Source organism: Achromobacter sp. T5-5, assembly GCF_055397965.1.
In genome coordinates, this window is sequence record NZ_AP027919.1 from 4,655,480 (window position 1) to 4,680,002 (window position 24,523).

At 65.9% G+C, this 24,523-nt stretch carries 21 protein-coding genes; 1 reads left to right on the plus strand and 20 read right to left on the minus strand.

Translation table 11 applies throughout. From position 1 onward, the window contains the following. Positions 1-18 precede the first annotated feature (18 nt). The 5 genes from ACZ50Q_RS21175 to ACZ50Q_RS21195 form a co-directional block, all read right to left on the minus strand. Positions 19-1,869 (minus strand): bifunctional aspartate transaminase/aspartate 4-decarboxylase, encoded by a 1,851-nt coding sequence (locus tag ACZ50Q_RS21175; RefSeq protein WP_464079470.1) that lies wholly within the window; start codon positions 1,867-1,869, stop codon positions 19-21. Between the two features lie 105 nt (positions 1,870-1,974). Further along, positions 1,975-3,666: an aspartate-alanine antiporter gene (gene aspT / locus ACZ50Q_RS21180; protein ID WP_464079471.1), complete on the minus strand. Its 1,692-nt coding sequence runs from the start codon at positions 3,664-3,666 to the stop codon at positions 1,975-1,977. A 179-nt stretch (positions 3,667-3,845) separates the two neighbouring features. Beyond that, a complete protein-coding gene (locus tag ACZ50Q_RS21185) occupies positions 3,846-4,775 on the minus strand; it encodes an electron transfer flavoprotein subunit alpha/FixB family protein (RefSeq protein WP_076519574.1) in 930 nt (309 codons plus the stop codon). 1 nt (position 4,776) lies between these two features. Then, on the minus strand, positions 4,777-5,526 hold the full coding sequence (locus tag ACZ50Q_RS21190; RefSeq protein WP_092577995.1) for an electron transfer flavoprotein subunit beta/FixA family protein: 750 nt from the start codon (positions 5,524-5,526) through the stop codon (positions 4,777-4,779). Between the two features lie 72 nt (positions 5,527-5,598). Continuing rightward, positions 5,599-6,522, minus strand: a complete 924-nt coding sequence (locus ACZ50Q_RS21195; RefSeq protein ID WP_464079472.1) for a histone deacetylase family protein — start codon at positions 6,520-6,522, stop codon at positions 5,599-5,601. 10 nt (positions 6,523-6,532) lie between these two features. Between ACZ50Q_RS21195 and mltB the strand changes: the two genes are divergently transcribed. Then, the gene (mltB, locus tag ACZ50Q_RS21200; RefSeq protein ID WP_092577994.1) at positions 6,533-7,693 is read left to right on the plus strand and encodes a lytic murein transglycosylase B; all 1,161 of its coding nucleotides are present in this window, start codon (positions 6,533-6,535) and stop codon (positions 7,691-7,693) included. Positions 7,694-7,815: 122 nt separating this feature from the next. On the opposite strand, the gene cysM is transcribed toward mltB, so the two are convergent. From cysM to gyrA, 15 genes are all read right to left on the minus strand, one after another. Next, on the minus strand, positions 7,816-8,724 hold the full coding sequence (gene cysM, locus ACZ50Q_RS21205) for a cysteine synthase CysM (protein WP_464079473.1): 909 nt from the start codon (positions 8,722-8,724) through the stop codon (positions 7,816-7,818). Positions 8,725-8,804: 80 nt separating this feature from the next. After that, complete coding sequence (locus ACZ50Q_RS21210) at positions 8,805-9,344, minus strand: ComEA family DNA-binding protein (protein WP_464079474.1); 540 nt, start codon at positions 9,342-9,344, stop codon at positions 8,805-8,807. Positions 9,345-9,514: 170 nt separating this feature from the next. Continuing rightward, positions 9,515-10,504 carry an ADP-glyceromanno-heptose 6-epimerase gene (gene rfaD, locus ACZ50Q_RS21215; RefSeq protein ID WP_076519570.1) on the minus strand — a complete coding sequence of 330 codons (990 nt, stop codon included), beginning with the start codon at positions 10,502-10,504 and terminating at the stop codon, positions 9,515-9,517. After that, positions 10,501-11,442 carry a D-glycero-beta-D-manno-heptose-7-phosphate kinase gene (gene rfaE1, locus ACZ50Q_RS21220; RefSeq protein ID WP_464079475.1) on the minus strand — a complete coding sequence of 314 codons (942 nt, stop codon included), beginning with the start codon at positions 11,440-11,442 and terminating at the stop codon, positions 10,501-10,503. Before rfaE1 ends, rfaD begins: the two co-directional genes overlap by 4 nt. Next, positions 11,439-12,653, minus strand: coding sequence for a lipopolysaccharide assembly protein LapB (gene lapB / locus ACZ50Q_RS21225; protein WP_092577987.1), 1,215 nt, complete (start codon positions 12,651-12,653; stop codon positions 11,439-11,441). Before lapB ends, rfaE1 begins: the two co-directional genes overlap by 4 nt. 48 nt (positions 12,654-12,701) lie before the next feature. Further along, positions 12,702-13,016, minus strand: a complete 315-nt coding sequence (locus tag ACZ50Q_RS21230) for a LapA family protein (RefSeq protein ID WP_076519563.1) — start codon at positions 13,014-13,016, stop codon at positions 12,702-12,704. Positions 13,017-13,226: 210 nt separating this feature from the next. Beyond that, a complete protein-coding gene (locus ACZ50Q_RS21235) occupies positions 13,227-13,589 on the minus strand; it encodes an integration host factor subunit beta (protein ID WP_076519561.1) in 363 nt (120 codons plus the stop codon). A 3-nt stretch (positions 13,590-13,592) separates the two neighbouring features. Next, entirely contained in the window at positions 13,593-15,305 is a 1,713-nt protein-coding gene (rpsA, locus tag ACZ50Q_RS21240; RefSeq protein WP_008164031.1) for a 30S ribosomal protein S1, read from the minus strand. 257 nt (positions 15,306-15,562) lie between these two features. Then, complete coding sequence (gene cmk / locus ACZ50Q_RS21245; RefSeq protein ID WP_464082023.1) at positions 15,563-16,267, minus strand: (d)CMP kinase; 705 nt, start codon at positions 16,265-16,267, stop codon at positions 15,563-15,565. 21 nt (positions 16,268-16,288) lie between these two features. Beyond that, positions 16,289-17,611 (minus strand): 3-phosphoshikimate 1-carboxyvinyltransferase, encoded by a 1,323-nt coding sequence (gene aroA, locus ACZ50Q_RS21250; RefSeq protein WP_464079476.1) that lies wholly within the window; start codon positions 17,609-17,611, stop codon positions 16,289-16,291. Positions 17,612-17,616: 5 nt separating this feature from the next. Continuing rightward, a complete protein-coding gene (locus ACZ50Q_RS21255; protein WP_464079477.1) occupies positions 17,617-18,519 on the minus strand; it encodes a prephenate dehydrogenase in 903 nt (300 codons plus the stop codon). Beyond that, entirely contained in the window at positions 18,516-19,637 is a 1,122-nt protein-coding gene (gene hisC / locus ACZ50Q_RS21260; protein ID WP_464082024.1) for a histidinol-phosphate transaminase, read from the minus strand. Before hisC ends, ACZ50Q_RS21255 begins: the two co-directional genes overlap by 4 nt. A gap of 14 nt (positions 19,638-19,651) precedes the next feature. Then, on the minus strand, positions 19,652-20,737 hold the full coding sequence (gene pheA, locus ACZ50Q_RS21265; protein WP_076519555.1) for a prephenate dehydratase: 1,086 nt from the start codon (positions 20,735-20,737) through the stop codon (positions 19,652-19,654). Further along, a complete protein-coding gene (serC, locus tag ACZ50Q_RS21270) occupies positions 20,730-21,860 on the minus strand; it encodes a 3-phosphoserine/phosphohydroxythreonine transaminase (RefSeq protein ID WP_175493111.1) in 1,131 nt (376 codons plus the stop codon). The genes pheA and serC overlap by 8 nt, the downstream gene beginning before the upstream one ends. Continuing rightward, positions 21,860-24,520: a DNA gyrase subunit A gene (gyrA, locus tag ACZ50Q_RS21275; RefSeq protein ID WP_076519551.1), complete on the minus strand. Its 2,661-nt coding sequence runs from the start codon at positions 24,518-24,520 to the stop codon at positions 21,860-21,862. The genes serC and gyrA overlap by 1 nt, the downstream gene beginning before the upstream one ends. Positions 24,521-24,523: the final 3 nt, after the last annotated feature.

Below are 24,523 nucleotides of genomic sequence, written 5' to 3' on the forward strand. Positions count from 1 at the left end.
GCGCCGCCCTGTGATGGCTTATTTTGCCGATGCCTTCTTGGCCGCATGGGCCGACTTGGCCGCCGTGTCCGCCTTCTTCACGGCCTTTTTGACCGCCTTCTTCACGGCCTTCTTGGCCGCCGTCTTGCCGGTGGCCGTGCGCTTCTTGGCGGCCGATGCCTTGACGGTCTGGCCCTTGCCGGCGGTCGGGCCGGAAAGCACCAGTTCGGACGCCTTCCACGCCTCGACGTACTCGGTCGCGGACTCGACCATGTACTTGCCGATCTTGGCGTAGTCTCCGTCGTCCAGATTGGCCAGCGAGATGCGGATCGACCACGGCGGGCCGCCGAAGCCTCCGCCGTCCATCAGCACCACCCCCGTCTTTTCCGCCAGCCGGAACAGGAAGTCCACCGGCTCGTAGTTATCGATCATGTACTTGCAAAAGGCGTCGCCGTACATGACCTTGGCCCAGACCATGAAGTCCAGTTCCACGTAGTACCAGGCCCGCATCGGGTCTTCGGGCGGCATGGGGATGCCCAGGCCGCGCCACAGCGCGTCGCGGCGGCCGCGCACGATCTGCATGGTCAGGTGCTTGTAGGCGTCCTTCAGGTCCAGCAGGTGGGACAGCGCGAAAAGTCCCATCTGCACCTGTTGCGGCAATGACAGCCCCGCCGTGTGGTTCAGCGCGACGTCGCGGCTGTCGGCGACCAGGCGGTCGATGAACTTCAGCTTCTCGGGCTCCATCGTCATGGCGCCGTATCGCTTGTCCAGCCGCTTCTTCCATGCGGCCGGCAGTTCGGCGATGCGCCGGTCCATCGTGTTGGTCTCGTGCGTGGCGATCACGCCCAGGCGCCATCCCGTGCAGCCGAAGTTCTTCGAGAACGAGTACACGCAGATCGTGTTCTGCGGCACTTCCGCCATCAGCGACCGGAAGTTCGGCACAAAGGTGCCGTAGACGTCATCGGTCACCAGCACCAGGTCGGGATTCTTGCGGATCAGGCGCACGATCTGCTTCATTTCGACCGGGCTGAACGCCACCGACGGCGGGTTGCTGGGATTGACCGTGACCGCCAGCTTGATCTTGGGATCCTCCAACTTGGCGATTTCCGACGCGGGATAGTGCCAGTCGTGCGTGCCGTCGGCGCGCATGCTGCTGGCGTTGATCGCGACGATGTTGAACTGGAAGCGCTCCAGATGCGCGATCTCGATGTAGGGCGTGAACGTGGGCAGGAACAGCGCGATGGTGTCGCCCTGCTTCAGGAGGCCATTGGTCATCAGCGAGTCGAAGATGTAGCACATGGCCGCCGTGCCGCCTTCCACCGGAAAGAGGTCGAACTTGCCCTTGGGTGGGCGCCCATCGCACATTTCCTTGACCAGGTAGTCGTGGACGATCTGCTCGATATGCACCAGCGCGCGCGGCGGCACGGGGTAGTGGTCGCCAATGATGCTGTCGGTCAGTTCGTGGATCCATTCGTCCGGGTCGAAGCCCTTGATCTTCACGCCGTATTCCAGCACGCCGACCAGGAAGTCGTAGCCGTCCTCGCTCTTGTGCTTGGAAAGGAACTTGCGCAGCCGGTCGGCGCAGCCTTTCTTGGCCGGCATGCCGGCCAGGATGCCGTCGTCGCGCACGCGGCGCGCCTCTTTCATGGCGAACCGTCCCAACAGGAAGAACGCATCGCGCGGTTCGGTGGCGATCCAGTTGGGGTTGCCGCGGCCAGCGTTCAGCATGGTCGACACCGACGCCTGCTGATTGTCCTTGGCCAACGTGATCAGGTAGTCCTTCAGTTCGAACGGCGAGAGCTGTTCCAGGTCGCGCTGATGGGAACGCGTGGTTTTCAAGGCCGAGGCCAGGCTGACGGTGACGGGAGTGGCGGGAGCGGTGGAAGCCATGTTTTGTACTCCAGGGGTTCGTTATGACAGGCGCTGTGCAGCCTCGCGCCATTGGGTTGCCGCGTTTATTCAGTCCGCAGGTCCGTGGGCCTGCGGACCCTGCTGCTAAGCCATGAGCATGACGATGACTATCCCCCAGATGATGAGCAGGGTGTTGCCAATGGCATAAGGAACCGTGTAGCCAAGCGCGGGAACCTGGCTTTTCGCCGTCTCGGTGATCTGTCCGATGGCCGCGGTGGTGGTGCGGGCGCCCGCGCAGACGCCAAGCGCGATGGCGGGGTGGAACTTGAAGACATATCGCGCGATGAACACGCCCAGGATCATCGGGATGCTGGTGGCGATGACGCCCGCGATGAAGAGCTTTGCGCCGAGCTGCTGGAAGCCCTGCACGAAGCCCGGTCCCGATACGATCCCCACCACGGCGACGAAGGCGGTCAGGCCGACCGAAGTCAGGAACCAGTGCACGGGCTCGGGCACGCGGCCGAACGTCGGATGGACTGACCGCAGATAACCGAAGACCAGGCCGGAAATCAGCGCCCCGCCAGAGGTGGACAACGTGATGGGAATGCCGCCCACGGTCAGCACCAGCGTGCCGAACAGGCCGCCCAGCAGGATGCCGAAGCCGACGAACACCATGTCCGTCTGGTTGGTGGCGCGATCCACATAGCCCAGTTTGCCCACCACCCGTTCGACGTCGCGCTTGGCGCCCACGATGAAGAGCCGGTCGCCGCGGTCCAGCTTCAGGCCCCAGTTGACCGGCATCTCGTGCCCACCGCGCATGACCTTGCGCAGGAACACGCCCCGACCCAACTGGCGCACGGTCTCATTGTCGGCAAGTTCCTTGAGCGTCTTGCCTGCCACGTTCTTGTTGGTCAGCACGACCTCGACGACTTCCGCAGGCAAGTTGATGACATCGCGGTCCTCGACCTCGGTGCCGATGAGGCCGGAAGCCTGCAGGACCAGCGCGTCATGCCGGCCGGTCACGCCCAGCACGTCGCCAGCCTGAAGCGCGGTGGTGGAGTCGGCATCGATGATCTGGTCGCCGCGGCGGATGCGTTCGACAAAGACGCGCGCGTCCACGAACTTCGCCTCCAGATCGCCCACCGTCTTGCCCACGTAGTCCGCGTTGTCCAACCGGTAGGCCCGCGCCGTGAACTTGCGGTAGCCGGACAGTTCCATCGAGTCGGCCCCGCCGGACATCTTCGCCTCGTACTCCTGGCACTCCTTCACGATGTCCACGCGCATCAGCTTCGGTCCCAAAGACGCAAGCAGCCAGGCGCTGCCGACCGTGCCGTAGATGTAGCAGACGGCATAGGCCACGGGAATGCTGTCGATCCATTGTTTCTTGGTCGCCGCGTCGATGGACAGGCCGTTGATCGTGTCGGTCGCCACCCCCATGACCGCCGATATGGTCTGCGCGCCGGACAGCAACCCGGCTCCGGTGCCGGCATCGAAGCCGAACGCCACGGCGGTCCCCCACGTGACCAGCAGGCAGATGACGCAAATGATGACCGCGAAGATGACCTGGGGAAGGCCGTCGCTTTTCATGCCGCGGAAGAATTGCGGTCCGACGCCGTAGCCGAGACCAAAAAGAAAAAGCAGGAAGAACACCTGCTTGAGAATTGGAGCAATCGTGATGTTGAGCTGGCCGACCAGCACGCCTACCAACAATGTCCCTGTCACTGCGCCCAGATTGAAGCCGAAGATCTTCTTCGCTCCTATCCAGTAACCAAGGCCAAGGGTCAAGAAAATGGCCAGTTCCGGGTACTTCCGTAGCGTGTCAAAGAACCATTCCATCACGAATCTCCTTCGTTCTGTACAGGTCAAGCACAATCGGGGTAGCGCGCGAAATACCATATCAGAGTATTTCTTAAAATCAAACGATTTCGAAAATCTTGGGTTGCGCGTTGTGCGCGTACAAAAAAAAACCGCGGGCTTGAGGCCCGCGGCTTTTTCTGTGACGTTCCCGCTGCGACTTACAGCGCGTTGGTCAGTTCAGGCACGACGGTGAACAGGTCGCCGACCAGGCCGTAATCGGCCACGCCGAAAATCGGCGCCTCGGCATCCTTGTTGATGGCGACGATGACCTTCGAGTCCTTCATGCCGGCCAGATGCTGGATGGCGCCGGAGATGCCGACGGCCACGTACAGTTGCGGCGCGACGATCTTGCCGGTCTGGCCCACCTGCCAGTCGTTCGGCGCGTAGCCGGCGTCGACCGCGGCGCGCGAGGCGCCCAGTGCGGCGCCCAGCTTGTCGGCCAGCGGATCCAGGATCTTGAAGTTCTCGGCGCTGCCCAGACCGCGGCCGCCCGACACCACGACACGCGCGCCGGCCAGTTCGGGACGGTCGCTCTTGGCGACTTCGCGGCCCACGAACGTGGACAGGCCCGAATCGGCCACGGCGGCCGCGTCTTCGACCGAGGCGGAACCGCCTTGGGCGGCGACGGCGTCAAAGCCGGTCGTGCGCACGGTGATGACCTTGACGGCGTCGGCCGATTGCACGGTGGCGATGGCGTTGCCGGCGTAGATCGGGCGCTGGAACGTATCGGCGGATTCGACGCCGATGATGTCCGAGATCTGCGCCACGTCCAGCTTGGCCGCGACGCGCGGCGCCACGTTCTTGCCCGAGGCGGTGGCCGGGAACAGGATGTGGCTGTAGCTCGAGGCCACGGCCAGCACCTGAGCCGCCACGTTTTCAGCCAGGCCATCGGCCAGTTGCGGCGCATCGGCCAGCAGCACCTTCGCCACGCCGGCGGCCTGGGCGGCCTGGTCGGCCACGGCGCGAGCGTTCGAGCCGGCGACCAGCACGTGCACGTCGCCTCCGATCTTGGCGGCGGCGGCGATGGCGTTCAGGGTTGCGCCCTTGAGATGGGCGTTATCGTGTTCGGCAATAACCAGCGTCGTCATGTCAGACCACCTTCGCTTCGTTCTTGAGTTTGTCCACCAGGGCCGCGACATCGGCCACCTTGATGCCGGCCTTGCGGGCGGGCGGCTCGCTGACCTTCAGCGTCTTCAGGCGCGGCGCGGGATCCACGCCCAGGTCCTGCGGCGTGACGGTGTCCAACTGCTTTTTCTTGGCCTTCATGATGTTCGGCAGCGTGACGTAGCGCGGCTCGTTCAGGCGCAGGTCGGTCGTCACGATGGCCGGCAGCTTCAGCGTCAGCGTTTCCAGGCCGCCGTCCACTTCGCGCGTCACGGTGACCTTGCCGTCAGCCAGTTCGACCTTGCTGGCGAACGTGGCTTGCGGCCAGTCCAGCAGCGCGGCCAGCATCTGGCCGGTCTGGTTGGCGTCGTCATCGATGGCCTGCTTGCCCAGGATCACGAGCTGCGGCTGTTCCTTGTCCACCAGCGCCTTGAGCAGCTTGGCCACGGCCAGCGGCTGCAGTTCGACATCGGTCTGGACCAGCACGCCGCGATCGGCGCCGATGGCCATGGCGGTGCGCAGCGTCTCCTGGCATTGCGCAACGCCGCAAGAAACCGCCACGACTTCAGCGACGGCGCCCTTTTCCTTCAGGCGGGTCGCTTCCTCGACGGCGATTTCGTCAAAGGGATTCATGGACATCTTCACATTGGCGATATCCACGCCGGTCTGATCAGACTTGACGCGCACCTTGACGTTGTAGTCAACGACGCGCTTGACAGGTACCAACACCTTCATCCCGCTGCCTCCAAATGGAAAATAATGAACCCGGCATGCGCCGGGATCGCATTGCACAATTTTTTCCTGATTCTACAGCTTCGCCAGCGCGCGTATGTGGGCGACCACGCTGCGGCCCAAGGCTGACAAGTTGTAACCACCCTCGAGCGTGCTCACGATCCGGCCCTGGCAGTGGCGGTCGGCCACGTCAACGAGCTGCTCGGTGATCCAGGCATAGTCCGCTTCGACCAAGCCCATCTGGCCCATGTCGTCCTCGCGATGGGCGTCAAAGCCGGCCGACACCAGGATCAGCTCCGGACGATGCGCTTCCAGCCGCGGCAGCCACTTGTCCGTGACGATGGTCCTGACCGCGGCGCCCGCGGTATAGGCCGGCACGGGCACGTTCAGCATGTTCGCAGCCGTCTGGTCGGCGCCGCTGTTGGGAAAGAACGGATGCTGAAAGAAGCTGCACATCAGCACCCGGTCGTCGCCCGCGAATATGTCCTCGGTGCCATTGCCGTGATGGACGTCGAAATCCACGATCGCCACGCGCGTCAGGCCATGCACGTCCATGGCATGCTGCGCCGCAATGGCGACGTTATTGAAAAAGCAGAAGCCCATCGCCTGCGAACGGCACGCATGATGCCCTGGCGGACGCACGGCGCAGAAGGCCGTGCGCGCCTCGCCGCCCAGCACCGCGTCCACCGCCGCCACCCCTGCCCCCGCCGCATGCAGCGCGGCCTCGTAGGTATGGGGATTCATCAGGGTGTCGGGATCGATAGGGTAATACCCTTGGTCGGGGGTATGTTTTTGCAAAGTGTCCAGATGCTGGACAGTGTGCACGCGCAGCAGGTCGCTGCGGGACGCTTGCGGCGCCTGCCGATCATGCAGGTACGGCATCAAACCGCTTGCGAGCAACTGGTCGGAGATGGCGTCCAGCCTCTGCGGGCTTTCCGGATGCCAGCTTCCCATTTCATGCAAGCGGCATGCCGGGTGGGTAAGATACATGGTCTCCATAAGGAAGATTATGTTCATCTGTCGGCGAATACTGCAACTCGGCGCACTTTCTGCCCTGCTGGCGGGGTGCTCCACCACCGCCCCCACAGCAGCACCCTCCCCCTCTCTTGCTTCGCAAACCGCCCAGGCTTCAGGGACCACGCCCATCCGCATCGGGCCCAGCGCGCCGCCCCCCGGCCCGGAACTGGCCGACGACGCGCCCGCCGCGCTGACGCCGTCCGGCGCGCTGCGTCCCGAGGTCCGCAGCTTTGTCGAGGATCTGGCCGCCGAGCGGCAGCTTCCGCTCGCGCCGATGGTGTCCGCGCTGGAAAGCTCGCGCTACAACGCCACGGTGGCCCGGCTCATCGCCCCCTCCCCGCCGGGCAAGAAGATCTGGCGCAGTTGGCTGACCTACCGGTCGCGCTTTGTCGAACCCAAGCGCATCGCCTGGGGCGTCGAGTTCTACAACGAGAACCGCGACCTGCTGAACCAGGCCGCGCAGCGCTTTGGCGTGCCGGCGCCGATCATCGCATCCATCATCGGCGTCGAAACGCTGTACGGCCGCAACATGGGCAATTTCCGCGTGCTCGATGCGCTGGCGACCCTGGCCTTCGACTATCCGGATCCCGCCAAGCCGGAACGCGCCACGATGTTCCGCAACCAGTTGGCGGACTTCCTGACGCTGGTGATGAAGGACAAACTGGAACTGGAAACCAAAGGCTCGTATGCGGGCGCCATCGGCATGCCGCAGTTCATGCCCACCAGCGTGATGCACTACGCGGTGGACGGCGACAGCAACGGGCATATCGACCTGACCAACAATACGCAGGACGCGATCATGTCGGTGGGCAGCTTCCTGGCGCAGCACGGGTGGCAACGCGGCCTGCCGGTGTTCGCGCCCGTCGCGCTGCCTGCCGATCCCACGGCGCTGGTGGACGGCGGCCTGGAGCCCAAGCAGAGCTGGAGCACGCTGTCGGCGGCCGGCTCGCGCCTTGCGCCCGGCGCGTCCAGCGACGGCTGGATCAGCCAGCCGCTGGGCGTGGTGGACCTGGTCGAAGAGGCGCGGGGCACGGCGCAGTACCGCGTCGGCACTCCCAACTTCTTTGCGCTGACCAAGTACAACCGCAGCTATTTCTACGCGACGTCGGTGGCCGACCTGGCCGCGGAGATCGAATCCCGCGTGGCACGCTGAAATCAGACTGGAAGAAAGGAAGACGCCCCGGCGGAAGGCATCCGCCGGGGCGTCTTGTTGTGTGAGGCAAGCTGTCGCAGCCTGCGCGGCCGCTACGGCGCGCGGCCGCCGCCCGGCTCGCGCTAGTTGAACACGCCCGTGGACAGGTAGCGGTCGCCGCGGTCGCACACGATGAACACGATGGTCGCATCGTTCACGCGTTCCGCGACCCGCAGCGCCGCGACCAGCGCGCCCGCCGACGAAATCCCGCCGAAGATGCCTTCTTCGGCGGCAAGGCGGCGCGCCATGATTTCGGCCTCGGACTGCTGGATGGATTCATAGGCGTCCACGCGGCTGCGGTCGAAGATCTTGGGCATGTAGGCCTCGGGCCATTTGCGGATGCCCGGGATCTGCGATCCTTCGGCCGGTTGCGCGCCCACCACCTGCACGGCAGGGTTGCGCGACTTCAGGTAGGTCGACACGCCCATGATCGTGCCCGTCGTGCCCATGGCGCTCACGAAATGCGTGACACGTCCGTCGGTCTGATTCCAGATCTCCGGCCCCGTGGTCTCAACGTGCGCGCGGGGGTTGTCGGGATTGGCAAACTGGTCCAGCACCAGCCCGCGGCCATCGGCCTGCATCTCGGTCGCCAGGTCGCGGGCATACTCCATGCCGCCCTTGTCGGCGGGCGTCAGGATGAGTTCGGCGCCGTAGGCCGCCATGGCCGCGCGGCGCTCGACGGACAGGTTGTCCGGCATGATCAGGATCATGCGGTAACCCTTCATGGCGGCCGCCATGGCCAGCGCAATGCCGGTGTTGCCGCTGGTGGCTTCGATGAGGGTATCGCCCGGCTTGATGTCGCCGCGCTCTTCCGCGTGCTGGATCATCGACAAGGCCGGGCGGTCCTTCACGGAACCGGCCGGGTTGTTGCCTTCCAGCTTGGCCAGGATGACGTTGCCGCGCGCGTCGCCCGCCGCTCCCGGAATGCGCTGCAGGCGCACCAGGGGCGTGTTGCCGACGGTCTGCTCGATAGTGGGGTAGGTAGTAGTCATGCGGTCGATCATAACTCTGCCTGGCGCCGGCCGGCGTCAAAAGCCGCGCCCGCGCCAGGGGTTCCTGCGGCCGCGCCGGCTCAGGGCCGGGCGCGGGCCGGCGCGGATGCGGCCGGGGTGGCCGATGCCCCCGTCGCCGCCGGCCGGGCGCTTGACGCCGAGGCCCCCGACGCCGCCGGCTTGCCCGCGGCCGGCTTGCCGGGCGCCGGGCGGGCCGCGGTCGACGCGCCTGCTTCGGGCGCGGCCGCGCCGCCGATCGTCAGCCCCGCCGCCTGCAGCGCCTGAGCCTTTTTCTGGCCGATGCCGCGCACACGTTCGCTCAGGTCTTCGAGCGATTCGAAACTGCCGCCGCGTTCGCGCTCGCGCACGATGATTTCGGCGGTGCGCGGGCCGATGCCGCGCACGCTTTCCAGTTGGGCCGCGGTGGCCTGGTTGATGTCCACCGCATGGGCGGGCGGCGCGGCCACGCCCAGGCCGGCGGTCAACAACAACGCGCCGATTGCCCGCCGCAGTGCGAGCCGGGCAGCGTGCGGGCCGCCGGGTGTGCGGGCGCGGCGCGGCCCGCGCCATTGCGCCAGCGGCAGGTGGCGGGCGACGGTGGAATGGACGAACGGATTCATGGGGCTCTCCTGACAAGTCCGGACGCGACGGTTGCCGCGCCACGTTTCCATCATCGCGGGCGGCCAGGCCCGGCGCCCGGCCGGTGAACCAAAACATCCACCCCGGCAATCACGCGGGCGAAAAAAAGCCACCGGATTGCGGTGGCCTGATCGGATGCCCGGGAGACGGATTATTTCCGGGCGCGCCAATAGCGCACGTACTCGGCCACGCCGGTCTGCACGTCGCGCATCGGCGACGTAAAGCCCGCCGCCCGAAGCTGGGTGACGTCCGCCTGGGTGTAGCTCTGGTAGCGGCCCTTCAGGTCGTCCGGAAACGGGATATAGCGGATCAGATCCAGCTCGGCCAACTGGGCCAGCGACAGCTCGGCCTCGCCACGCTCGGCGCGCAGCGTGTTGACCACGGCTGCCGCGACGTCGTTGAAGGGCTGCGCCTTGCCCGTGCCGCAATTGAAAATGCCGGATTGCTCGGGATGGTCCAGAAAGTGCAGATTGACGGCGACCACGTCCTCGACCGAGATGAAATCGCGGCTCTGGCCGCCATCCACATAACCGTCCCACCCCGCAAAGAGGCGCACGTGGCCGTGCTCGAGGAACTGGTTCATGTTGTGAAAGGCCACCGAGGCCATGCGCCCCTTGTGCTGCTCATGCGGGCCGTAGACATTGAAATAGCGCAGGCCCACGACCTGCGCCGTCAGGCTGTCCATGCGCTTGCGCAGCACCTGGTCGAACAGCAGCTTGGAATAGCCGTAGACGTTCAACGGGCCTTCGTTGTCGGGATGCTCGACGTACGTCGTCGAGCCGCCATACACGGCGGCGGAGGACGCGTACAGGAAGGGAATACGGCGCGCCTGGCAGAACTCGAACAGTTCGAGCGTCACGCGGTAGTTGTTGTCCAGCATGTAGCGACCGTTGCGCTCGGTGGTATCCGAGCATGCGCCCTGGTGCAGCACGGCGCGGACGTCGGTCAGGCTGCCGTCGGCGACGCGCCGGCGGAAGTCGTCCTTGTCCATGTAATCGGCGATCTTGCAGTCGACGAGGTTGACGAACTTGTCGCCTTCGGTCAGGTCATCGACGGCGATGATGTCCTCGATGCCACGGCGATTGAGCCCGCGAACCAGGTTGCTGCCAATGAAGCCCGCGGCTCCGGTAACGACGATCATGAGGTTTCTCCTGCCAATTCCGCTGCGGTGACGACGGACGTGCCCAGCTTGCCCACCGCAATGCCGCCGGCCTTGTTGGCCCAGCCCATGGCATCGGCCCACGGCAGGCCGATGGCGCGCGTGACGGCCAGCGTCGCGAGCACGGTGTCGCCCGCGCCGGACACGTCGAACACTTCGTGCGCCTGCGCATCGGTGTGGTCGCGGCCCGCATCGGAAAACAAAGTCATACCCTGCTCGGACCGCGTCACGAGCAAGGCTTCCAGATTCAGTTCGGCACGCAGGCGCTGCGCGCGATCGGTCAATTCGGCTTCGGAATTCCAGCGGCCGACGGCCTGCTGCATTTCCGAACGGTTGGGGGTGACCAGCGTCGCGCCGCGATAACGCGAGTAATCGTCGCCCTTGGGGTCCACCAGCACCGGGATGCCCGCATTGCGCGCCAGGGCAATCAGGGATTCGACGCGGGCAAGCACGCCCTTGGCGTAGTCCGACAGCACGACGATATCGTGGTTGGCCATGTGGCGGGCCAACGCGGCGTCCACGGCATCCAGCGACGCCTGGGAAGGATGCTGTTCGAAATCCACGCGCAGCAACTGCTGCTGGCGTCCGAGCACGCGCATCTTCAGGGTGGTGTGAAGCTGCTCGTCGGCGATCAGGTCGCCCTGGATGCCGGCTTCGGCGGCCAGGCGGCGCACGCTGTCGCCCGCCTCGTCCTGGCCCAGCACGCCGACCAGGGTGACATGGCCACCCAGCGCCGCGACGTTGCGCGCCACGTTGGCGGCGCCGCCCAGGCGGTCCTCGCGGCGCGCGACACGCACGACGGGCACGGGCGCCTCGGGCGAGATGCGCTCCACTTCGCCGAACCAATAGCGGTCCAGCATCACGTCGCCAACCACGAGCACGCGGCTACGCGAAATGGCTTCGGCGGGAAAAGAGTTCATTCAAGTTCTTCCAGACGACGCGGCGCATAGGTTTCCCAGGCGTTGCAGCCCGGACATTGCCAGTAAAAGCGACGCGCTTGAAAACCGCAACTGCGGCAAGCATAGCGATCGAGCCGTTGCGTATGTTTGTGGATCAGGCTGCGCAGCAGGGTCAGGTCGGCGCCGGGCACCGGACCATGGTCGGCATCGCCCTCGCCGTTGGCGAGTTCGGCCTCCAGCAGGCGGTCCAGGCCCAGCAGCGAAGGATGGCTGCGCAAGGCGCCCCGGGCGAAGGCCCAGGCCGGCGCCGCGCCCTGTTGCACGCGCAGTTCCCTGAACACCACGTTGAAGAGGTCCAGCGACGCATGGCGGCTGTACTGCTTTTGCAGGAACTCCAGCCCCGCCGCGGCCTGGTTGGCGTTGCGATAGTTGGCCAGCAATTGATCGGCCACCAGTCCGGCGTACTCGGGCGCGTCGGTCATGACCGATTCCAGGTACAGCCGTTCGCGCTTCGGATCCTGCTCGATCAGGGCCAGCCGCGCGCGCAGCATGGCCGTGCGCACCATGGCGCCCTTGCTGGACGCGGTGTCGGTGGTCGCCAGGGCATGGTCCGCGGCATCCAGCGCCTTGTGCGCGGCCTCGACGTCGGCGGGCTTGGCGGCCAGGGCGGACTGGGCCTGCTCGCAGTAGTAGTGCACGATCTGGGGGACAGGCTCGTCGACCAGGCCCTGCAGCGTCTTGACGGCCTCGATGGCGCGCGGCCAGTCGTGTTCGGATTCGTAGATGCGGATCAGCGAACGCAGCGCCGGCAAGGCGTAGCGCGTGTCCTTCAACTGTTCGAAGCCGCTCTCGGCGCGGTCCAGCATCCCGGCCTTCAGGAAGTCCTGCGCCAGCTCATGCTGCGCGTGCTCGCGCTCGGCCTGCGGCAGGTCGGAGCGGTTCAGCAGGCTTTGGTGCACGCGGATGGCGCGCTCCATTTCGCCGCGGCGCCGGAACAGGCTGCCCAGCGCGAAATGCAGCTCGGTGGTTTCGGGGTCCAGCTTGGCGACTTCGACGAAAGCGTCGATGGCGCGGTCCGGCTCTTCGTTGAGCAGGAAGTTCAATCCGCGGAAATAAGAGTCCGGCAGGCTGCGCGTTTCACGCAGCATCTGCCGGATATCGAAGCGCGCGGCCAGCCAGCCCAGCGCAAACAGCACCGGCACGAAAATCAACCACCAAGGTTCAAAATCCACTATTCGGACTCATGCAGTAATTCGGTGCAAAAAAGGGGCGGCGCGAGATCACAGCGGCGACATGGGGGCGACGGCCTCCGGCGGCACGACCGGAGCGTTTCCACTGGCGGCGGCCTGGATACGATCCAGTTCCCGGCGCAGGCGGATGGCCTCGCGGCGGCGGCGCAGCGCGGCGGGCACGGTCAGCAGCAGCCCGAACACGGCGCCCAGCACGAACACCACCAGCATGACGACGATCAGCGGAACGTCCTGGATGACGTAGTCGGCGTAGAACTTCACCGCGACGGGGTCGGTGTTCTTCAAGGCGAACATCAACACCGCAACAAACACGAGCAATCGCAGGGCCCAGACGAGATAGCGCATGGCGCATGCTCCAGATGATTCGAGACCGTCAATTGTAAGCGACGTCTTAGCGGCCAGAGAAAAAAAAGCCCGGAGGCGACGCGGGCGCAGCCTCGCGGGGCCGACGACGCGCGGCACGAAACGGCGGCGCAAAAACAAAGCCCCTTGATTGCTCAAGGGGCTGTGTTCGCGGTCCGATCTGCCCGAAGGCAGCCCTGCCTGGCCGACGCGTCAATGCATGGCGTGCAAACCTGCCATGGACGACGACATCGACTCGCTCGATCCAGAGGATTGAGCGTCCTCGTCATTGCCGCCGACCAGGTCCACCCGTTCGCGCAATTCCTTGCCCGCCTTGAAGTGCGGCACCTGTTTGCCAGGTACCAGCACCTGCTCGCCGGATTTGGGATTGCGCCCGACACGGGGAGACCGCTGCGACAACGAAAAGCTGCCAAAACCGCGGATCTCGATGCGCTGACCCGAGGCCAGGGCCTGGGTCATTGCATCCAGTACGGTCTTGACCGCGAAGTCCGTGTCGCGGGCGGCCAGCTGAGGATAGCGGGCCGCCAAGGCGGCGATCAGCTCCGACTTGGTCACGAATTAACCGTCGTTGCGCTGTTGGTCCAGCTTGGCCTTCAGCAGCGCGCCGAGGTTGGTGGTGCCGGACGAAGCGCTGGCGTCGGACATGCGCTGGATCGTGTCGGCGGTTTCGGCGTTGTCACGGGCCTTGATCGACAGCTGGATCGAACGCGTCTTGCGGTCGATGTTGACGATCATGGCTTCGATGTTCTCGCCGGCGGTCAGGACGGTGGTGGCATCTTCGACGCGGCCCGAGGAGATCTCGGAAGCGCGTAGGTAGCCTTCGACGTCCACGGACAGCGTGACGACAGCGCCCTTGGCTTCGACGGACTTGATGGTGCCCGGAACGACGGCGCCCTTGTCAAACGTGGCGACGAAGTTGTTGAACGGGTCGCCTTCCAGCTGCTTGATGCCCAGCGAGATGCGTTCCTTGTCGGTGTCGATGCCCAGGACCACGGCTTCGATCTCGTCGCCCTTCTTGAAGTTGCGCACGGCTTCTTCGCCAGCTTCCGTCCAGGACAGGTCGGACAGGTGGACCAGGCCGTCGATGCCGCCGGGCAGGCCGACGAACACGCCGAAGTCGGTGATCGACTTGATGGCGCCGCGGACCTTGTCGCCGCGCTTGAAGTTCGTGGCGAACTCTTCCCACGGGTTCTGGCGGCATTGCTTCATGCCCAGCGAAATGCGACGACGGTCTTCGTCGATTTCCAGGACCATGACTTCGACTTCTTCGCCCAGGGTGACAACCTTGCGCGGATCGACGTTCTTGTTGGTCCAGTCCATTTCGGACACGTGGACCAGGCCTTCGATGCCGGCTTCGACTTCAACGAACGCGCCGTAGTCGGTCAGGTTGGTGACCTTGCCGAACAGGCGGGTGCCTTGCGGGTAGCGGCGAGCCAGGCCCACCCACGGATCTTCGCCCAGTTGCTTGACGCCCAGGGAGACGCGGCTCTTTTCCTGGTCGAACTTGAGCACCTTGGCTTCGACTTCCTGACCCACTTGCAGGACTTCGGAGGGGTGACGCACACGGCGCCAGGCCATGTCGGTGATGTGCAGCAGGCCGTCGATACCGCCCAGGTCGACGAACGCGCCGTAGTCGGTGATGTTCTTGACCACGCCCTTGACCACGGCACCTTCGTGCAGGGTTTCGAGCAGCTTCTGGCGCTCTTCGCCCATGCTGGCTTCCAGCACCTGGCGACGCGACAGCACGACGTTGTTGCGCTTGCGGTCGAGCTTGATGACCTTGAATTCGAGGGTCTTGCCTTCGTACGGGGTGGTGTCCTTGACCGGACGCAGGTCGACCAGCGAGCCCGGCAGGAACGCACGGATGCCGTTGGTCATGACGGTCAGGCCGCCCTTCACCTTGCCGGTGATGGTGCCGGTAACCAGTTCGCCGTTCTCCAGGGCCTTTTCCAGCTGCAGCCAGGCCGACAGGCGCTTGGCGCGGTCACGCGACAGGATGGTGTCGCCGTAGCCGTTTTCCAGGGAATCGATGGCCACCGAGACGAAATCGCCAGGTTGCACTTCGAGCTCGCCCTGGTCGTTCAGGAACTCTTCCAGGGGGATCAGCGCTTCGGACTTCAGGCCGGCGTTGACGACGACGAAATTGTGGTCGACGCGCACGACTTCGGCGCTGATGACCTCGCCGGACTTCATGTCCTGGCTCTTGAGGCTTTGTGCGAAAAGGTCGGCGAAGCTTTCGCCGCCGGTGGCGGTAGTGGAAACGGAAGACATGGGGTTGAAATCCATTGGGCCGAAATGGCCGTTAAGAACACACCGCAGCGGATTGCCCGCCACAGTGGAGTCAAAATACCTGCCTGCTGGCTTACCCTTGCGGGGTGGCCCGTGGGGGTGTCGCCTGGCTTGAGCAGGGCCTAATCAAAAAAACAAAAACTCAAAACTGCCTTGAGCTGCGCTGCGGCGGATTCCGTCAAGGACCGGCGGGTCTGCCCAGGCTTGTCGGGGTAGCGCTTCGGGGATGGCCCCGGGCTTCAGCCCCGCTCTGGCGCCTGGTGCCCGGCCTGCGCCTGTTGCCAGAGATCCAGTATTGCCTGCACCGTTTCCGCAATCGTCAGGTTCGACGAATCCAGCACGTGCGCATCTGTTGCGGGAGCAAGTGGCGCGGCAGCGCGCCCGGTATCGCGCGCATCACGTTCGCGCATGTCCCGCAAAAGGTCGTCTAGATTAGCAGAAATTCCCTTTTCGATCAACTGCTTACGCCGCCTCTCAGCCCGGGCGACGACGTCGGCGACCAGAAAGACCTTCAGGGACGCATCCGGGAACACCACGGTGCCCATGTCGCGCCCGTCGGCCACCAGGCCGGGCGGCAGCCGGAAGGCGCGCTGGCGCGCCAGCAGGGCCTGGCGCACGCCGGGGAAGGCGGCCACGCGGGACGCGAAGTTGCCGACTTCCTCGCGGCGGATGTCGTGGCCGGCGTCCACGCCCTCGAGGTAGACGTGGGGCCCCTCGAAGCGCACGTCCAGCGTCTCGGCCACGCGCGCCACGGCGGGTTCGTCCTCGGCCGCGATGCCGCGGTTGATGGCGGCCAGGGCGGTCAGCCGGTACAGCGCGCCGCTGTCCAGCACCGCCCAGCCCAGCGCCTTGGCGACGCGGTGAGCCACGGTGCCCTTGCCGGATGCGGTGGGGCCGTCGATCGTGATGACCGGGGCGGAAGTCGCGGAGTTCGAAGCAGTCAAAGTCATAGATGCGATGCAGCGCTAGGCCGAAACCAGGCCGGCGTAGACGTCAAAATAACCCGGGAACGTCTTGCTGACGCAGCCGGGATCAAGAATGCGGACCGCCGCCGGGCCAAAAGCTGCCAGCGAAAAACACATCGCCATGCGGTGGTCGTCCCAGGTGCCGATGTGCGCGTCGCGCCACGCGCCCTGCGCGGGAGGCGTCACCTGCAGCCAGTCGGGGCCGGATTCGACCTGCGCGCCGAGCTTTTCCAGTTCGGTCTGCATGGCGTGGATGCGATCCGTTTCCTTGACGCGCCAACTGCCGATGTTGCGCAGCCTGCAGGGGCCATCCGCATACAACGCCAGCGCGGCGGCCGTCATGGCGGCGTCCGGGATCAGGTTGAAATCGGTGTCGAAGGCCTTGAGCCGGGCGCCGTCGGCAACCTCCACGCCCGAGACTTCGATCCAGTCGGGCCCGTAGGTGACCCGGGCGCCCATGTCGGAAAGCGTGCTGGCAAAGCCCACATCGCCCTGGATGCTGTCCGCGCCCACGCCAGTTACCCGCACAGGCCCGCCGCCGATGGCGCCGAGCGCCAGGAAATAGGACGCTGTCGATGCGTCCCCTTCCACGGCGATCTGGCCCGGACTGCGATAGGCGGCGCCGGCCTCGATCACGAACCGGCTCCAGCCATCGCGCTGCACCAGCACGCCGAAACGCGCCATGAGGTTCAACGTGATCTCGATGTAGGGCTTGGAAATCAGCTCGCCCGCCACCTCGATGGTCACCGGCCGGCCACTGCGCGCGGCCTGTAGCGGCGCGGCCAGCAGCAAGGCCGTCAGGAACTGGCTGGACACCGAGCCCTGCACGCGCGTCACGGCGTTCTCGGCGATATCGCCGCGGCCGATGTGCAGCGGCGGATAGCCCGGCTGGCCTAGGTAATCAATGCGCGCGCCCAGCGCGTTCAGGGCGTCGACGAGGTCGCCGATGGGACGCTCGTGCATGCGGGGCACGCCGGACAGGCGGTAGTCGCCGCCCATGAGCGCCAGCGCGGCGGTCAGGGGCCGGATCGCGGTGCCGGCATTGCCCATGAAGAGGTCGGCGCCTTCCACGGGAAAGCGCCGCACTCCCTGCACGGTGACCCGGCCCGCGTCCAGTTCGGACACTTGCACGCCCAACTGCCGCAAGGCGGCAAGCATGACCCGCGTATCGTCGGAATCCAGCAGGCCGGTGATGGCCGTCTCGCCCTCGGCGATGGCCGACAGCAGCAGCACGCGGTTGGAAATGCTCTTGGAGCCCGGCAGGGCCATCGTGCCCTGCGCGCGCCGCACGCGCGGCAGGTCCAGGTAAGGCAAATTGCCCATGTCAGCTACTCCTTGCGCCAGGCGCGGCGCGCGCGCGCCGCCGTGTCCAGCAGCGTCAGCAAAGCCTCGCCGTCGCCATCGGCGATGGCGCGCTCGGCACGGTCCAGCACACCGCGCACGGCGGCCAGCTCGGCCAGCATCGCGTCACGGTTGGACAGAAAGATATCGCGCCACATCTCGGGCGATCCGGCGGCGATGCGGGTGAAGTCGCGAAAGCCGCTGCCCGCCAGCTCAAGCCGGGTCGCGGCATCGGCGGCCGTGGCCACCTGCTCCATATAGACCGACGCCAGCAGGTGCGGCAGATGGCTGACCGAGGCGAGCACACGGTCGTGCGCCTCGGCGTCCATGCCGCTGACGTCCGCGCCGCACGCCTGCCATGCCTGGCGCACGAGCGTCGTGGCCGCCGCGCCGTTTTCCGGCATGGGCGTGAGGATGACGGTGCGCCCGCGGTACAGGCTGGCGTCGGCGGCCTCGGGGCCGGTGCGTTCGGCGCCCGCGATCGGGTGGCCGGGCACGAACTGCCCGATGCGATCGCCCAGCGCGTCGCGGGCGGCCAGGACCACCTCAGCCTTCGTGCTGCCCCCATCGGTCAGCACCGTGCCGGGGCCCAGGTGCGGCCGCATTTGCGAAAGCACGTTCGTCAACCCGCCCACGGGCGTGGCCAGCATGATGAGGTCCGCCCGGGCCGCGGCCGCTTCGGCCGTCACGGCTTCGTCGATGAGGCCCAGCTCCACGGCGCGCGCCAGCGATTGCGCATTGCGCCCCACGCCCAGCACCCGGCCGACCTGCCCCGCCTGCCGCAAGGCCGCGGCAAAGGAGCCGCCGATCAGGCCCACGCCAACCACCGCCAATACAGGAATCAGGGGGCCCGCGGCCCCCTGATTGGAAGAAGGCAACGCGTCGTTCATGCGGACAGGATGGCGGTCAAGGCGTCGATAAAGCGGGCGTTCTCCTGCGGCAGTCCGATGGACACGCGCAGCCACTCGGGCAGGCCGTCTCCGGCCACCGGCCGCACGATGACGCCGCGCTTGAGCAGTTCGAGGTTGATCCGCGGCGCGTCGCCAACGTGCACCAGCACGAAATTGCCGAAACTGGGCACGTAGCGCAGGTTCAGCTTTTCGAAGGCGGCGCAGAGCTGCGCCTTGCCCGCCTTGTTGGACGCGTAAGCTTCTTCGAGATAGGCGGCGTCGCCCAGCGCGGCGATGGCCGCGGCCTGGGCCAGCGTGTTGACGTTGAACGGCTGGCGCACGCGGTTCAGCAGGTCGGTCAGGCCGGGCTGGGCGACCGAGAATCCGACTCGCAGGCCCGCCAGGCCGTAGGCCTTGGAGAAGGTGCGCGAGACGATCAGGTTCGGATAGCGGCGCGCCAGCGCGGTGCTGTCAAAGCGCAATTCCGGATCCAGGTATTCGTTGTAGGCCTCGTCCAGGACGACCGTGACGCGGTCGCCGTGCGCGGCGTGCACACGCTCCAGGAATTCGGCCACCTTGTCGCCGGGCACGAAGGTGCCGGTCGGGTTGTTCGGGTTGGCGATGAACACGAGACGCGTGTCATCGGCAATCGCGTCGAACATCGCATCCAGATCGTGGCCGTAGTCCACGGCGGGCACCACGATGTGGCGGGCGCCGCGCGCTTGCGTGGCCAGGCGATAGACCGCGAACGAGTGCTGCGCATAGACCGCCGACGTGCCCGGCTCCAGCAGCGCCAGCGCCGCGATTTCCAGGATGTCGTTGGACCCGTTGCCCAGCGTGATCCAGTTCATCGGCACGCCGTAACGCTCGGCGAGCGCCGCCTTCAGGTCAAAGCCGTTGGGATCGGGATAGCGCGCCAGCGATTCGGCCGCGGCCAGCATGGCCGCGCGCGCCGACTTGGGCATGCCCAAGGGGTTTTCATTGGAGGCCAGCTTGACTATGGTGGCCGGATCCAGCCCGAACTCCCGGGCCAGTTCTTCGATCGGCTTGCCTGCCTGATAGGGCGCGATGGCGCTGACGTGCGCGGGGGCGACGAGGGGCTTGGATGCGTTGGTCATCATGGTGTGGGATGTCACTGCGCCGGGTACGAGCCCAGCACTTTCAGATAGGCAACCTGCGCCTGCAATGTGGCCAGGGCGCGCTCGACATTCGGATCGCCCTGGTGACCCAGGACGTCGACGTAGAAATAGTATTCCCACTGGCCCGTGCGCGCGGGACGCGACTCGAAGCGCGTCATCGACACGCCGTTGGCGGCCAGCGGCGCCAGCATTTCATAGACGGCGCCCGCGCGGTTCGGCACGGCCAGGATCAGGCTGGTCTTGTCCTTGCCGCTGGCGAGCGGCTCGATGTTGCCGATCGCCAGGAAACGGGTACGGTTGTGCGGATCGTCCTGGATGCCCGCAGCGATGATCTGCAGGTTCCAGGCGGGCGCGGCCACCTCGCCCGCAATCGCGGCGATGCTCGGATCGCCCGCCGCGGCGCGCGCGGCTTCGGAATTGCTGGAAGCGGCCACGCGTTCGACGTCGGGATAGTTGCGCGTCAGCCAGCCCTGGCACTGGGCCAGCGCCTGCGGATGCGCGGAGATCGTCCGGACCCCGTCCATGCTGCCCGATTGCGACATCAGGCAATGGCGGATGACGAGCGAACGCTCGCCAAGGATCTTGAGCGGCGTATTGAGCAGCAGGTCCAGGCTGCGGTTGACGGCGCCCTCGGTGGAGTTTTCCACCGGCACCATGCCTACGTCGGCCTGGCCGGCTTCGACCGCGCGAAAGACCTCGTCAAACGACGCGCAAGGCAGCTTCTGCACCGCGTGGCCGAAATGCTCCAGGGCAGCCTGCTCGGAGAACGAGCCCTGCGGTCCCAGGAATGCCACCGTCATGCCGCGTTCCAGGCCGCGGCAGGCGGAGATGATCTCGGTCCAGACCGAGGCCACGCCGGCATTGGGAAACGGCCCGGGATTGATCTGCTGAAGACGGCGGATGACTTCGGCCTCACGCTCGGGGCGCAGCACCGGGCCGTCGGCCTGGACGGCATGCTTGGCCTCGCCCACTTCCAGCGCGGCGCGGGCGCGCTGAGACAGGAGATCGAGGATCTGCGCATCGAGCTCGTCGATGCGCTTGCGCAGGGGGAGCAGCTTGCGCTGCAGCTCATCAGCCATGGCGACGCTCGAATTCCTTCAGGTACTCGACCAGCGCCGCCACACCTTCCATGGGCACGGCGTTGTAGATGGAGGCACGCATGCCGCCCACGCTCTTGTGGCCCTTCAACTGCGTCAGGCCGGCCGCCTCGGCGCCCTTCAGGAAGGCGTCGTTGAGCGACTCATCCCGCAGCACGAACGGCACGTTCATGCGGGAACGCACGGGCTTGTGGATGGGATTCGCGTAGAAGTCGGTGCCGTCCAGGTAGCCGTACAGCAGCTCGGCCTTGGCCTTGTTGGCCGCTTCCATGCCGGCCACGCCGCCATTGGCCTTGATCCACTTGAACACGAGCCCCGCGATGTAGATCGCGAAGGTGGGCGGCGTGTTGTAGCGCGAATGCTCGGCGGCGACGTTGGCGTAGTCGAAGGCGGACGGGCAGATCGGCAGCGCCTGGCCGATCAGGTCGCGGCGCGCGATGACCATGGTGACGCCCGCGGGGCCGGCGTTCTTCTGTGCGCCCGCATACACCATGCCGCAGCGCGACACGTCCATCGGACGCGACAGGAAATGCGACGAGGCGTCCACAACCAGCGGCACGTCGGGCGCGCCGAGGTCGGCGGTGTCGGGCCAGTCCATGAACTCGACGCCGCCGATGGTTTCATTGCTGCACAGGTGCAGGTAGGCCGATTCCTTGCGCACCTGCCAGGTTTCCACCGGCGGCACCCAGGTCAGCGGCGCCTGCTCGCGCCCGTCGATCACGGCAGCCTGCTCGCTGCTGGCGGCCACGTGCGTGCTGCCGTAGCGGCCGGCTTCCTTGTAGGAACGCTTGGACCAATGGCCCGTCACGACGAAATCCGCGGCCGGCGCGCCGCGGCGTCCCATGAGGTTCATGGGGACGATGGCGTTTTCCCCGGAACCGCCGCCCTGCATGAACATGACGGCGTAGTCCGCCGGCAGGCCCAGCAGTTCGCGCAGATCGGATTCTGCTTCGTCGCAGATCTGCACGAAGTGCTTGCCGCGATGGCTCATTTCCATCACGGACATGCCGCTGCCGTGCCAATCCAACATTTCTGCAGCGGCTTGCTGCAGCACCACCTCGGGCAAGGCCGAGGGGCCTGCCGAGAAGTTCCAGGGGCGGGCCATTATTGCTCCGTAGGTTCCGTCGAATCCGCTGCGTCGCTGCTGTCGTCGCCACCGGCTTGCTGGCCGTCTTCGTCCAGTTCGCCATCGTCGTCCGCATCGCTTTCCACGACGCGGCGCACGCCGGACAGCGTGCTGCCGTCGTCGACGTTGATCAGCGTGACGCCCTGCGTCGCACGGCCCATTTCGCGGATTTCCGCGACGCGGGTGCGCACCAGGACGCCGCCGGTGGTGATGAGCATGATTTCATCAGAAGGCATGACCAGCACCGCGCCCACCACCTTGCCGTTGCGCGAGGTAGTCTGGATGGCGATCATGCCCTTGGTGCCACGACCGTGGCGGGTGTACTCCGCGATCGGCGTGCGCTTGCCATAGCCGTTTTCAGTGGCCGTCAGCACGGTCTGCGTCTCGTCGCCAGCCACCAGCAGCGCGATCACCGTCTGCGTGTCTTCGAGCATCATGCCGCGCACGCCGCGCGCATTGCGGCCCATCGGGCGCACGTCGTTCTCGTCGAAGCGCACGGCCTTGCCGGCGTCCGAGAACAGCATGACGTCATGCTTGCCGTCGGTGAGGTCGGCGCCGATCAGGTAGTCGCCATCGTCAAGGTCGACGGCGATGATGCCGGCCTTGCGGGGGTTGGAGAAGTCGGACAGCGGGGTCTTCTTGACCGTGCCGCGCGAGGTCGCCATGAAGACATAGTGGTCTTCGCTGAATTCCTTGACCGGCAGCACCACCGTGATCTTCTCGCCTTCGGCCAGCGGGAACATGTTGACGATGGGCTTGCCGCGCGAATTGCGCGTGCCCTGCGGCACTTCCCAGACCTTCAGCCAGTACACGCGGCCGCGGTTGGAGAAGCACAGCAGGAAGTCGTGCGTGTTGGCGATGAAGAGCTGGTCGATCCAGTCGTTTTCCTTCATGGCCGTCGCCTGCTTGCCGCGACCGCCGCGCTTTTGCGAGCGGTACTCGGACAGCGGCTGGCTCTTGATGTAGCCGCCGTGCGACAGCGTGACCACCATGTCGGTCGGCGTGATCAGGTCTTCGGTGTCGAGCTCGGTCGCGTTCAGTTCGATTTCCGAACGGCGCGAATCCTTGGCGCCGGTCGAGAACTCGGCCTTGATGGCCTGCAGTTCGTCGCTGATGATGGTCGTGATGCGCTCGGGGCGGGCCAGGATGTCCAGCAGGTCGGCGATCGTGGACATGATGTCGCGGTATTCGCCGACGATCTTGTCCTGTTCCAGCCCGGTCAGGCGCTGCAGGCGCATGTTCAGGATTTCCTGCGCCTGCGTGTCGCTCAGGCGATATAGGCCATCGCCCTGCAGGCCGAATTCGGCGCTCAGGTCGTCCGGTCGGAAAGCCGCGCGGCCGCCGGGCGTGTCGCCATCGGCGCGCGACAGCATTTCGCGCACCAGCGACGAATCCCAGGACTTCGCCATCAGTTCCTGACGGGCGACCGGCGGCGTCGGCGCCGCCTTGATGATCGCGATGAAATCGTCGATGTTGGCCAGCGCCACCGCCAGGCCTTCCAGCACGTGGCCGCGCTCGCGAGCCTTGCGCAACTGGAACACGGTGCGGCGCGTGACGACTTCCCGGCGATGCTGCAGGAAGTAGTCGATCATCTGCTTCAGGTTGAGCAGGCGGGGCTGGCCGTCGACCAGCGCCACCAGGTTCATCCCGAAGGTGTCCTGCAACTGCGTATTCTTGTAGAGGTTGTTCAGCACGACCTCAGGCACTTCACCGCGCTTGAGCTCGATGACCAGGCGCATGCCATCCTTGTCGGATTCGTCCCGGATATCCGAGATGCCTTCGATCTTCTTGTCGTTGACCAGCTCGGCGATGCGTTCCTGCAGGGTCTTCTTGTTGACCTGGTAGGGAATCGCGTCGATGACGATCGCCTGGCGATTGCCCTTCTCCATGTCTTCGAAGTGCGTCTTGGCGCGCATGATGACGCGGCCGCGACCCGTGCGATAGCCTTCGCGCACGCCGGACATGCCGTAGATGATGCCGCCCGTGGGGAAGTCCGGCGCCGGGATGAGCTCGATCAGCTCATCGACCGTGCACGCCGGATTGCGCAGGCAATACAGGCAGCCGTCGACCACTTCCTGGAGGTTGTGCGGCGGAATGTTGGTGGCCATGCCCACCGCGATGCCCGAGCTGCCGTTGACCAGCAGGTTGGGCAGGCGCGACGGCAAGAGCAACGGTTCCTGCTCGCTGCCGTCGTAGTTGGGGCCGAAGTCGACGGTTTCCTGGTCGATGTCGGCCAGGAGCTCGTGGGCGATCTTGGCCAGGCGGATTTCGGTGTAACGCATCGCCGCGGCGTTGTCGCCGTCGATGGAACCGAAGTTACCCTGGCCGTCGACCAGCATGTAGCGCATGGAGAAATCCTGCGCCATGCGGACGATCGTGTCGTAGACGGACTGGTCGCCGTGGGGGTGGTACTTACCGATGACGTCCCCGACGATACGCGCGGACTTCTTGTAGGCGCGGTTCCAGTCGTTGTTCAGCTCGTGCATCGCGTAGAGCACGCGCCGGTGGACGGGCTTGAGGCCGTCCCGCACATCCGGTAGCGCCCGACCGACGATCACGCTCATTGCGTAATCGAGGTAACTGCGGCGCATCTCTTCTTCCAGCGATACCGGAAGCGTCTCCTTGGCAAAGGAATCCATATA